The following is an 11,698-nucleotide window of genomic DNA, read 5'->3' on the forward strand; positions in this document are numbered from 1 at the left end:
ACACGCAGAAATACGGGCTTTTATATTATATCATCAGGCCTTGTATGCCCGATTGTCGCCACATACTACTTATCTGCCGTTCAATACTGCATCGATCAAGGTTTTTTGCTGCTGTAAACATTCCGACAACCGAAAGCGTTTTTCGACCGTTCTGCGTGCCGCTGCGCGCATCTGAAGGCAAGCATCAGGATCTCTGAGGACATTCAGAATAGTTTCTGCCAGCACATCCGTATCATAGAAAGGCACAAGCAGACCGTTCTGACCCGACCGGATGACTTCACGCACCGGCGGTGTGTCCGAGCCGATAATGAGTGCCCCACAGGCCATGGCTTCCACCACAGACCACGACAGAACAAACGGATATGTCAGATAAATATGTGCAGTGGATATCTGGTAGAGTTTGCGCAATTGCGCATGGGACACGGTGCCGGGAAACACAATGCGATCAGCTCGATCAGGTGGCAAATCCATCTTGCTCAGCAGATGCTCCCGCCATGAGCCGCCTCCGGGCGGTGGCGTGCCGTAGCTTACGCCATCGCCACCAACGAAAACGAAGATCGCATCGTCATTTTGCCGGATAACCTTTGCTGCAGCCTCAAGCGCTTGCGGAAATCCTCTGTAGGGTTCGAGATCACGAGCGACGAAGGTGATGACGCGTGAAGAACCTGCCTTCAACGTCCGCCCGTCTGGCAACAGGATTGAAGCATGCTTGTCTGGATAGAACAGCTTTGTATCGACGCCTTCATGCACAACAGCAATCCGGTTTTGAACGGCTTTTGGATAAAGGCTCTTCTGCCAATGTGTCGGGCTGAAACCGCCATCCATACCATCAAGTGTCACCAGTTGAGCCATATTGCGAAGACGCAGCCGCTTGCGCGTTTCGGCATCTGGCCGGTCATCCGGTGCAAAACCGACATCGGCACCGTGAGCACGATAGAAGAACTCGCAATAGCCCAGTGCGGGCGTTGTGGGCAGTACATCTTTGACGAACATCATACTGCCCCAACCTATGTGACCGATTACAATGTCAGGCGCTTGTCCATGCTGTGCCATGGTTTCAAATGTTTCAGCCACCCGATGCCCGATCCTTGTGTGATGATCGGGCACCTCCAGATATCTGGCCATCGCACCTTTGGTGCGAGGCGCAGATTCTACTCGGTGGCGGATGACGCGGACCGCTGGGAGGCGACGGTCCACTGTCTCGCAAATCAGGCTGACATCATGTCCACTGGTAGCCAGATGCTCGGCCAACGCAGCAAACTGACCAAAACCGCGCCTGTGCACAAAAGCTATACGCATGTCACAAAATGTGTCCGGTTATTGGCCAAAAACCTGCCGCTATGCATCAGATGCCATAACGAGCAGCATTGCCCCACACGAGCTCAAGCCGGTGCAAGGTCTGGTAAGCAATCTCCAGATTTCGGAGATCATCGTCATCACGGGCAAGCACATGGCTGTAGGTTCTGCTCGCATTTCGCAAGCTTGTGCACAGCCGTTCACCCTTGTCCGTCAGGCGAATTCGCGCTGATCGTTTGTCCCTCTGAGAGGCAACACGATCGACATATCCGCCATCCGTAAGTTGTTTAAGATAATAGGAAATGTTGGATCCGACATAATGCCCGCGATCCAGTAGTTCACCCACAGTGAGCTCGACATCACCAATAGCCATCAGAACCAATGTCTGAGCAGGCCCGATGTCTTCCACGCCTAACTTGGTAAGCTCCGTTTTCAGAAGGCTTACAAAGCGGCGGTTCACTCGCTCTATCATCCGCGCCAGTTCGAAATGCGTAATTACGACAGTATGGACTGGATGTCTGCGTTCCTGTTTTTCGGCGGTAACTTCAGGAAAGTCAACGGAAGTAAATCCATCAACTGATGTTTCGACTTCCACTCCCTCGTGCAGAAGTTTTTGCATCTCTTGCTCTCCATTTTTCAATTTTACTTCAAATTTTGAAGAAATTTGCAGTTATATTTATTTGTCTCCTTTCGCATTTCCCCGCCGCAAAAACTTTTTTCTGTCACATTCTCTGCAGTATTACTTTACTGAACTTGAGAACTAGACCACACTTTTTAGGGATATCCGCCACCTGTGACCATTACAAGGCAGATCGCGTATGAATGATACTCGCGAAAACAATCCAATTGGCAAGAGCCCAGCGGATAAAAAAAGGCCAGACGATTCTGTAACTACGTCCAAAAGCCTTATTTTCAAGGCCCGGCGCGTTTTCCTGTCAGGTCTTCTTTATGCAGTGCTTTTGAGTGCCTGTATCAATTTGCTACAACTCACTGTGCCCCTCTATATGTTGCAGGTGCATGATAGGGTGTTGAACAGCCGAAGCATGGACACACTGACCATGCTGACGATTCTTGCGATCGGGGCCATGCTGGTGTTTGGTGTGCTGGAATACATCCGGGCCCTGTCATTTCAGGCCATGGGCAGTGCATTGGTTCGCCGGCTAAACCTCGCAGTTCTCACCGCAGCCGTTCAGGCTTCCGTCAATCAGGGACTGCCAAAAGCGACCCAGACACTGCGCGATCTGACGGAACTGCGCAGCTTTCTGACCTCGCCTGCAATCAATGCGCCGCTCGACGCTGCCTGGTCACCAATCTTCCTTGGTGTGCTGTTCATGTTGCATCCGATGCTCGGTCTGATCGGGCTTGTTGCAGTGATCATCCTGGTAGCTTGTGGCGTGTTGACCGATCTTCTGACCCGCAATCTCATTCAGGAAGCCAATCAGGCCAATGTCGAAGCTGTTGCAAAAATCGGCAGCAGTCTGCGACATGCGGAAGCGATTGAAGCTATGGGCATGCTTCCCGCACTGGCCCGGCGCTGGCGTACGATGCAGGTACAGGCGCTTGACGTGCTTGATCTCGGCGGAACACGCGCCCGCGCCATGTCGTCCATCGCACGAACCGCACGTTTCATTGTCCAGATCGGCTCACTTGGAGCTGGCACACTTCTCGCCATGCAGCAGGAAATCACGGCTGGCGCAATGATCGCAACCAGTATCATCATTGGCCGCTTGCTGATGCCTTTCGACCGCATTGTCGAAAACTGGCGCCAATGGGTGAGCGCAATCGCAAGCTGGAAACGTGTTCAGTCGTTGCTTTCCGAAAATCTTGCTGTCCGTCAGACCATGCCAACCCCGCGCCCCAACGGCGATCTGGTCGTCGACAAGCTGATTTATGCCGCCCCCGGCGTCGATGTGCCGATCATCAAGGGGATTTCTTTCGCCATTTCGCCCGGCGAGGTTCTCGGGATCGTTGGGCCTTCTGCTGCGGGCAAATCCACCTTGGCACGACTGCTGATCGGTATCGTCAAACCAACCTCAGGCGGCGTCTTTCTGGACGGCAACAATGTCTATCTCTGGGAACGAGGCTCATTCGGCGAGATTGCTGGCTATCTTCCGCAATCGGTTTCTCTGCTGGACGGAACGATCAAGGACAATATCGCACGCATGGGCGACAGCGATCCGCAACGGGTTCTCGAAGCAGCGCGCCTTGCCGATGTGCATGAAATGATCGGGCGAATGCCGCTCGGTTATGACACCCCGGTTGGCGATGGTCGCTTGACACTCTCAGGCGGTCAGCGTCAGCGCATCGGACTGGCACGCTGCCTTTACAATCGACCCCGACTGATCGTTTTAGATGAGCCGAATTCCAATCTCGATGCGGTCGGTGAACGTGCGTTGATGCGCGCCATCGAACATGCGCGCGACGATGGAGCTATCGTCATCATGATTGCACATCGCCCATCTATCATGCAGGTCGCAGACAAGCTTCTCGTGCTCGACAATGGGCGCATCACGCAGTTCGGTCCACGAACGGACGTGGTCTCCTCACTCACTCCGGCCGGTACTGGCCCTCAAATGGGAGCGGCAAGCGCATGATAGGCAAGTCCGTTATTCCGCGTCGTGTTTCCAGCCTGCTCGCGCCGCGTGCAGAATCATCCGATCACAAGTCGCTCACCCGATTTGGTTCCGTAAAGCCTGAATGGGCACATGACATTGAACAGGAAGATTCCAAATCACCCTTGCGGAGTCTCATCATTGCAGGCCTTGCCACGATAGGCGTTGCTTTTGGCGGCTTCTTCGCCTGGGCTTATTCGGCAAATCTCGGCAGTGCCGCAGTAGCGCTTGGCACGGTAATCGTTGATTCCAAGCGCAAGACGATCAGCCATCTCGAAGGCGGAATTCTCGATCGATTGCTGGTGCAGGAAGGCGACATCGTTACCGTTAACCAGCCGCTGCTCCAGCTTGATGCAACCAAAGCACGCTCCGAACTGCAATCGCTGGAAAGCCGTCGTATTGGACTGATTGCCAAGCTCGCACGCCTTCGGGCCGAACAATCGGGCGACAAGGAAATCACCTTTCCGGACCAGTTTTCCGAGGGTGGGGAAAATGCGGAAAACGCAATACGAGCCGAGAATATCTTCTTTCAAAAGCGCCTTGCTCAGAAGCTGAGCAAAATCGACATTCAACAAAAAACCATTGAGCAATATACCGAACAGGAGAAGGCCTCGACCTCGCAGATTGCCGCCACAGATCGTCAGATTGAGCTGATCAGCGAACAGCGTCGGGCGATTGCAAGCCTTGTTGAAAAAGGCTTCGCTCAAAAGTCGAAGCTCACTGAAATCGATACACGCTTGAGCCAGCTTGCAGGTGATCGCGGCGAATATGCTGGTGACAAGGCCAAAGCCGGACAGGCAAAAGCCGGTGCAGAATTTGCACTCACTGGCATCGAGAGCGACCTGCAGTCAGAAATTGCCGGCGAAATCACCTCAAGTCAGGTCGAGCTTTCAGACGTGCAAGAGAGGATCGTTGCAGCCAGGGATGTCATGCGCCGTGTCGAAGTTCGATCCCCACAGCAAGGCATTGTCGCCAATATCAGGCTGCGCACACCGGGTGGCGTTGTAGCTCCGGGCGAACCGATTATGGATATCGTGCCTGAAAACGAACCAATGGTCGTCGAAATGAAAATAAGCCCACGAGATATCGACAGCATCTCGGTGGGAGCAGGCGCACAAATTCGGCTAACCGCATATAATCAGCGCTCAATGCCACCTCTGGATGGCAGGCTTACCTATATTGCGGCCGATCAATCGCTCGATGAAAAGACAGATTCAGCCTATTTCGTGGCGCGCGCCGAGATTACACCCGAAGCAATCGCCGCCAATCCAACGGCAAGGCTTTATCCGGGGATGCCTGCTGAAATCATCATCGTTCACAAAGAACGCAGAGCAATCGACTACCTCGTTTCGCCTATTACAGACAGCCTCAACAGGGCCTTCCGCGAAGACTAACTTCAACCAGGCTACTGATTTGAGCTTCAGATCAGTAGCCTGCCAGAAAGAGTATTTCGCAATATAGATCATCCATAGGTTGAAATTCTCCAACAGGTTCATTTAACGCGAGGCACGATGTGCCTGCTGCCATACCATTGAAATATATTAATTATTATTTCTCATGGGCGATGTTTCAAATTTGGAATTAATTTGCAGTCAAATAAAATTTAAATAGAAATTATAATGATTATAAATATATATTATATTTCTGTTTATAAAACTGTAATATAAATTATTCGTAATAATTTGTTACTTATTGCTGCCAAATTTATACCAACTAATAATGTTGCAATTGTAATTGATGCGGCGCAGACTACTACAAGCATAATGGTCGGACCATTTTCCGGCCTTTTTGTAAATCCATACAGGAACACCCCATACAGGAACACAAGGAGAAGCAGATGGCCACTTTAGAAGGCGGCGCCTACGACGACGTGTTGTTCGGTTCCCGCTTTGACGATTTCATCCGCGCTCATGGCGGTGATGATCTCGTATTCGGAGGTGATGGCAATGACACCATCTTCGGCGATAACGGGAATGACATCCTTTTCGGCGGAAACGGTGATGACCTCCTTTTCGGCGGAAATGGAAATGACGTTCTGTTCGGTGATGCAGGAAACGACGTCCTAAGCGGCGGCAATGGGAACGATGTGCTGTTTGGCGGCGCTGGAGACGATGTTCTCCAGGGCGGCAATGGCTCAGACCTTCTCTTTGGCGGCGATGGGAACGATATCCTGCAAGGTGGAAACGGCAATGACATCCTCGATGGCGGCGCCGGCGATGACATCCTTATCGGCGGTGCCGGTAGTGACGTCTTCTTGTTCAATGGCGGCGGCGGAAACGACGTCATCCTTGATTTCAACCCAGGTGAAGACATCCTCCAGATTCAGCAGGGCATTAACGGCCTTGATGTCAATTCGGCGGATGACCTTGCAGATCGTGTCACGCAGGTTGGTGGAAATGTTGTTGTCGACCTCGGCAACGGCGACACCGTTACCCTCGTGAATACCAGTGCAGACGACGTAACGGCCCATCCCGACCAGTACTTCACTGTTCACTGATTGAACGATTGAGTGCGTGCCCGACATCCTCCCGTCGGGCACGTTCCTTCTTCAACTGCCTTTTGACCTCAATCTTTGGCCTGCCGCATTCTGCTTAGCAATGCGTCCGGGTTTGCATTTCCAACAAGAATGAAAGGGCGCTCACATTGAACCTCGACCATTCGGCGGACACTGAAAGCAAAACTGAGAACCTCTCCATTTGCCGTCTTTGCGCCGATGTGGCTGTGGTCATCTGGGATATTCCCGGCCCGGCTCGCTCAACGACCAAATGCACGCTGGACATGCCTGTCCAGCCCGTCCCCCTGCTCAGCATCAGCATTCCGCTCGAAAGTGGTGGCGTGCGCATGTTCTGGGCCATGCGGACCGGCATCGAACCAATCGAATTATCGCTGTCCGCAGGCTCACTCGGACCTACGGCGCAAGCAATCCTTTATCCGGCGAACGAACTTGCGGCTTTCGACGTGCATCACGTCGTCAGCGATCTCACTTTGCCCGGTCATATCAAGCTTCTGACCAATATCCTCACGACATGGCGCAGCACATTCAGGCTCTCGCGCAATCAGACATTTGCATCCCTCGTGCGTGATCTGACTTTCGCGTTAACACCAGAACCGCGTGAAGCGCAATATTGCGGCGAACCCGTTCAAGGCCATCATCTGCTGGAGACCGCCGTCGATCCGATGCTCGGCGACGTTTCAGCTATTTACGGCGTCACACCGGGCAGTGTGATGGTGATCCCTCCGCGTTTCGTCGCAGGCAAGCAAGCGCGCAACGCGTGGCAACCGTGCCACTTGCTGGTGGAAGCCCCGCAGGATCTGCCATCTTCCCTGTTACTAATCTTAGCCGGTCAAAAAGGCGTCGCTGTCCGCAAACTGGCGGCGCGCTCACCTGAACAGACGGACTTCGCCAAATGGTGGAGCAAATGGCAGGGAAATGGCGATTTACGCGAGTTCCTTGTTCGCCAATTGGGAAAACTCAGTGCTGCAGGCACTGCCGTGGCGATTGATTTGCAGACACGCTCTCCGCTCCCCGTTCGTCAAATCGCACAATCAGCCACCCATCCGGCAGCCGAAATCGACCTCGCACTGGCACTGGATGGCGGGCTGATCGTTGGTGGCTGGATGCACGATCCTGCCAATTTGCTTGCTGATATCGAGCATCTGCCCGAAAGTGGCAGCGCAGTTTCCCTGAAGCCGCATTTTCATAAATTTGCAGGCAAGGTCGCAAAGCGTGAAGATACGCCACAGCAAGATGTAACGGGTTTTGTTGCCTGGCTGCCATCGGCAAAAAACCTCGGACCGCTACTACAGCCGCGGTTTCAGATGCGCCTTTCGTCCGGCACAACAGCACCTCTGGTGCCAGCGCCGCAACCTTTTGAACCATCCGCGCAACGCATGCGAATCTTACGATCTGTTCCGCCACAGCAAGCGCGGCCGCATGTGTTTGAGCAAATATTGGCTCCAGCCCTGACAGAAGTTGAAAAGAAGCTCGGCGCGACAGTGCGAATTTCTGAGATCAAAGAGTTTGGAGAGACGCCCGCCTCTCCGCTCGCTTCCATCGTCATCCCACTTTATCGCAATCTCGATTTTCTGCGGTTTCAGTTCTCATCAATGGCAACCGATCCCTGGCTGATGGAAAACGCCGAGTTCATCTTCGTGCTCGATTCTCCTGAAATTCAGGACGACACAGAGCATATGCTGGGTGGCCTGCACATCCTTCATGATATGCCCTTCAAGCTCGCGATCATGAACCGCAATAGCGGTTATGCCCGCGCCTGCAATGCGGGTGCAAGCCTTGCAACCGGCGCCACCATCGTCATGCTGAACTCCGATGTGGTGCCGTCTGAACATGGCTGGTTGCAGCAGCTCATCCAGCCCTTGTTTGATGAACCGAAGCTTGGCGCGATCGGACCGCGTCTTCTGTTCGAAGATGGCTCTCTGCAACATGCCGGGCTCTATTTCGCCCGTGATCGTCAGGGTATCTGGCTTAACCATCATTATCACAAGGGCATGCCCGGTAATTACGCACCGGCGCGCCGTGCCCGCGACGTTCCGGGTGTCACCGGCGCATGCCTGATCACCCGCAAGGATATCTTCGATCTCGTGGGCGGCTATAGCGAGGATTATGTCATCGGTGACTACGAAGACAGCGATCTGTGTCTGAAGATCCGCCAGCTTGGCTTCCAGATATTCTACGAACCAGATGTCGCCCTTTACCATTTCGAGCGCCGCTCAATCCGCCGCAGTGCGGATTATATGCGCGGTCTCGCCAGCCAATATAATTCCTGGCTGCACACGCAGCGCTGGGATGAAGAAATCACAGAACTGATGACGCCACCCCAAGAAGAGAACCCAATGATGGCTCCTTCGAATGTGATCGTGGCCAAATCTGAAAGGAGCGCCGCTTGACCGAAGTGGTAATGCTGAAACAGCCAGAACTTAAAGCCAAACCAGCAATACCCGAAGAACAGATTGACTGGCTGACACAATCTGTTTTGAAGAACCGCTTTCTGCCTTCGCCCGACCCGAACAGCGTTTTTGTCGGCGATGGAGATTATCGTGCGGTTGGCGCTGAGTTTCTCGGCCATTTCATCCGCAAAGGCGGCCTGAAACCCGATGCACGCGTGCTTGATATTGGATCGGGCATTGGCCGCATGGCGGTGCCGCTGACACAATATCTCGATATGGCGAAAGCGCGCTATGCCGGTATCGATCCGGTATCAGGCGGCGTCAATTGGTGCCGACAGAATATCACCGCGCGTTACCCGAATTTCGAATTCCGTCATATTGATATCGCGCATGACCTCTACAATCCGAAAGGCACTGTGAACGGCTTGAGCCTGACACTTCCCTTTGCCGACAAAAGCTTTGACTTTGTCATCATGACGTCTGTGGTCACGCATCTGCCATCGGATGAAGTGAAGACCTATCTTGAGCAGGTATCACGCGTGCTTGCACCGGGCGGAAAACTCTTCATGACAGCATTTGTTGTTGATGATGTTGCAGCCCGCGACCGCTTTGGCAAACGCGACAAGCGCCTCGCCTTTGAACGTCATGGAGCCGGGCCATGCTGGTTTGTGCCGGAACTTCCACCCCTTGCAGCTGTTGGTTTTGAGAACGGATTTCTCGACCGTGCTCTTGCAGGCGCCAGGCTGGAACTTGAGACCAAATCCTTCGGTCATTGGCGTGGCATCAATGCCGATCATTATCAGGATATCTTCATCGCTTCGCGCGGAGGTGTCGCCTGATGGCTCCTCGTGTGCTCATTGCAGCTCATAATCATCCATCGCTTCATCCGGGCGGAACGGAAATTTTCGCCCATGACCTGTTTCGTGCCTACCAGCGCGCGGGATGCGAAGCGATGTTCATGGGTGCTACCAACAAGGTGCATCGTGAAGCACGTCCCGGCACAAGCTTCCAGAGCATCGGCAATGGCGGCGACGAAATTCTGCTGTGGTCGGGGCACTTTGATCGCTTCTATATGAGCCAGATCGATCTTTACGGCATTGTGCCGGATATCGTCGAACTGCTGCGCGATTTCAGGCCCGATGTCGTGCATCTGCATCATCTGTTGCTTTTGGGCGCAGAATTCCCACATATCGTGCGCCGCACACTGCCCGATTGCCGCATCGTCCTGACACTGCATGATTATTATCCCATCTGCCACCATGACGGCCTGATGGTTCGCACCACCGGCAAGGAACTTTGCTATGGTGCAAGCCCTGACCGTTGCCATGCCTGCTTCAAAGACATTGCGCTCGATAAATTCGTATTGCGTGAAAGGCACATCAAATCGCTGCTCAGCGCCGTCGATGCCTTTGTCTCACCGAGCGAATTTCTCAAACAACGCTATGTCGAATGGGGCCTTGCAGAAGATCGCATTGAGGTCATTCCCAATGGGCAGCCCGAACGGCCAGCAGTCGAATTTCGACAGCAGGAACGGACAAAGCCAACCTTCGGCTATTTCGGCAATCTCAATCCATGGAAGGGCGCAACAGTCCTGCTTGAGGCGGCCCAACAACTCATTTCCGAAGGCTTTGATTTCGAGCTGCGTGTTCACGGAGCAGCACCTTTTCAGAGCGAAAGCTTTGTCAACGAAATCGACCAGCTTTTTACGAATACATGGCCGGTCGTGCAGCGTCGCGGCGCTTATCGCCGCGAAGACATCGCTCAACTCATCCAGTCTGTCGATTGCGCAATCATGCCTTCGATCTGGTGGGAGAATGCGCCGCTCGTCATTCAGGAAGCACAGGGGCAGAACCGCCCTGTCATTTGCAGCAATATTGGCGGAATGGCCGAAATGATCACTGATGGCATCAATGGCCTCACCGTTCCGCCCAATGATCCGCTGGCGCTTGCTCAAGCAATGCGACGCATGGCGGAAAACCCGGACCTGCGCCAATCGCTTGGCGAAAACGCACGACACCCGGACACCATCGACACCACAGCAGCCCGCTATCTCGACATGATCGGGTCATTGCGCGCGGCTCGTGTCGAGGCAGCATAAGAGGTAGATCATGAACATCGCGACCAAAATTCCATCCGAGGGGGCACAAAAGCCGGCTGAAGCGCAGAGCGCTTCGCCGACACCTCAAAGGGCTGAAGCCATGAAAGGACGCGTTGACGCCATCGAAGAAGGCCGCCTTTACGGCTGGGCGTTCGATCCTTCCTACCCGACAGAGCGGCTCATTATTCGCGTTCTGCTCGATGACAAGCCAATTGCCGAAGCGCCTGCAGATAAGGACAGACCCGATCTGAAGCGCAATGGCATCGGCGACGGCATGCATGCGTTTGAGGTGATGCTGCCGCAATTTGCAGTCGCTCGCGCAGGCGAACTGGTCGTGGTTGCCGCCAATGCAGCAGGCATAGAACAGAAACTGCGCGTGCCAAAACCCGATGAACAGGCCGCCGAAGCGCTGATCGCAGCGCCGATGACCCGCATCCTCGACAAGCTCGACATGCTGATGGCATCCCAGCGTCAGTTGCAGGTGAACCAGCGTTCGCTGCAGCGCGCGGCCCCCACCATCGACAGCACTGGCAACGCTTCGCCCACGGACCTGCTCGACATTGCCGGTTCGGTCGATAACCTGCGCACAGACCTGCACCAGCGCATGACCGAGCTTGATGTGCATATCATGCGTATGGACGGCGTGGTGGCCGGTCTTGAACAGCGTATGGAAGACGTACGCAAGCGGAGCAGCGGCGACATCAAAGTTCTCTTCGTGCTCGCCGCCGTCTTGACCGGCTTTGTCGCTGGCGCTCTCCTCACACTCGCCGTCATGCCCTGAGGGTCG

At 54.0% G+C, this 11,698-nt stretch carries 9 protein-coding genes; 7 read left to right on the forward strand and 2 right to left on the reverse strand.

Annotation, left to right across the window (positions count from 1 at the left end; all coding sequences use genetic code 11):
• Window positions 1-69 precede the first annotated feature (69 nt).
• Both ACSME1_RS12660 and ACSME1_RS12665 read right to left on the reverse strand, forming a co-directional pair.
• Window positions 70-1,299 carry a glycosyltransferase family 4 protein gene (locus ACSME1_RS12660; protein WP_024896033.1) on the reverse strand — a complete coding sequence of 410 codons (1,230 nt, stop codon included), beginning with the start codon at window positions 1,297-1,299 and terminating at the stop codon, window positions 70-72.
• A gap of 46 nt (window positions 1,300-1,345) precedes the next feature.
• Window positions 1,346-1,915: a MarR family transcriptional regulator gene (locus ACSME1_RS12665; RefSeq protein WP_100557449.1), complete on the reverse strand. Its 570-nt coding sequence runs from the start codon at window positions 1,913-1,915 to the stop codon at window positions 1,346-1,348.
• A 199-nt stretch (window positions 1,916-2,114) separates the two neighbouring features.
• Between ACSME1_RS12665 and ACSME1_RS12670 the strand changes: the two genes are divergently transcribed.
• From ACSME1_RS12670 to ACSME1_RS12700, 7 genes are all read left to right on the forward strand, one after another.
• The gene (locus ACSME1_RS12670; protein ID WP_100557450.1) at window positions 2,115-3,890 is read left to right on the forward strand and encodes a type I secretion system permease/ATPase; all 1,776 of its coding nucleotides are present in this window, start codon (window positions 2,115-2,117) and stop codon (window positions 3,888-3,890) included.
• Entirely contained in the window at window positions 3,887-5,302 is a 1,416-nt protein-coding gene (locus tag ACSME1_RS12675) for an HlyD family type I secretion periplasmic adaptor subunit (RefSeq protein ID WP_105534795.1), read from the forward strand. The genes ACSME1_RS12670 and ACSME1_RS12675 overlap by 4 nt, the downstream gene beginning before the upstream one ends.
• 443 nt (window positions 5,303-5,745) lie before the next feature.
• The gene (locus ACSME1_RS12680; protein WP_024896037.1) at window positions 5,746-6,405 is read left to right on the forward strand and encodes a calcium-binding protein; all 660 of its coding nucleotides are present in this window, start codon (window positions 5,746-5,748) and stop codon (window positions 6,403-6,405) included.
• Window positions 6,406-6,551: 146 nt separating this feature from the next.
• Entirely contained in the window at window positions 6,552-8,813 is a 2,262-nt protein-coding gene (locus ACSME1_RS12685; RefSeq protein ID WP_435655275.1) for a glycosyltransferase family 2 protein, read from the forward strand.
• Window positions 8,810-9,652, forward strand: a complete 843-nt coding sequence (locus tag ACSME1_RS12690; protein ID WP_105534797.1) for a class I SAM-dependent methyltransferase — start codon at window positions 8,810-8,812, stop codon at window positions 9,650-9,652. The genes ACSME1_RS12685 and ACSME1_RS12690 overlap by 4 nt, the downstream gene beginning before the upstream one ends.
• The gene (locus tag ACSME1_RS12695) at window positions 9,652-10,911 is read left to right on the forward strand and encodes a glycosyltransferase family 4 protein (RefSeq protein ID WP_105534798.1); all 1,260 of its coding nucleotides are present in this window, start codon (window positions 9,652-9,654) and stop codon (window positions 10,909-10,911) included. The genes ACSME1_RS12690 and ACSME1_RS12695 overlap by 1 nt, the downstream gene beginning before the upstream one ends.
• Window positions 10,912-10,921: 10 nt before the next feature.
• Entirely contained in the window at window positions 10,922-11,692 is a 771-nt protein-coding gene (locus ACSME1_RS12700; protein ID WP_105534799.1) for a hypothetical protein, read from the forward strand.
• The last annotated feature ends 6 nt before the right edge of the window (window positions 11,693-11,698 follow it).

Origin of the sequence: Brucella pituitosa (genome assembly GCF_965577835.1) — a bacterium.
Taxonomy (GTDB): Bacteria; Pseudomonadota; Alphaproteobacteria; order Rhizobiales; family Rhizobiaceae; genus Brucella; species Brucella pituitosa.

Excerpts from the sequence above, each read along its gene's own strand:
- ACSME1_RS12660 (WP_024896033.1), bottom strand. The coding sequence starts at position 1,299 with ATGCGTATAGCTTTTGTGCACAGGCGCGGTTTTGGTCAGTTTGCTGCG.
- ACSME1_RS12665 (WP_100557449.1), bottom strand. The coding sequence starts at position 1,915 with ATGCAAAAACTTCTGCACGAGGGAGTGGAAGTCGAAACATCAGTTGAT.
- ACSME1_RS12670 (WP_100557450.1), top strand. The coding sequence starts at position 2,115 with ATGAATGATACTCGCGAAAACAATCCAATTGGCAAGAGCCCAGCGGAT.
- ACSME1_RS12675 (WP_105534795.1), top strand. The coding sequence starts at position 3,887 with ATGATAGGCAAGTCCGTTATTCCGCGTCGTGTTTCCAGCCTGCTCGCG.
- ACSME1_RS12680 (WP_024896037.1), top strand. The coding sequence starts at position 5,746 with ATGGCCACTTTAGAAGGCGGCGCCTACGACGACGTGTTGTTCGGTTCC.
- ACSME1_RS12695 (WP_105534798.1), top strand. The coding sequence starts at position 9,652 with ATGGCTCCTCGTGTGCTCATTGCAGCTCATAATCATCCATCGCTTCAT.
- ACSME1_RS12700 (WP_105534799.1), top strand. The coding sequence starts at position 10,922 with ATGAACATCGCGACCAAAATTCCATCCGAGGGGGCACAAAAGCCGGCT.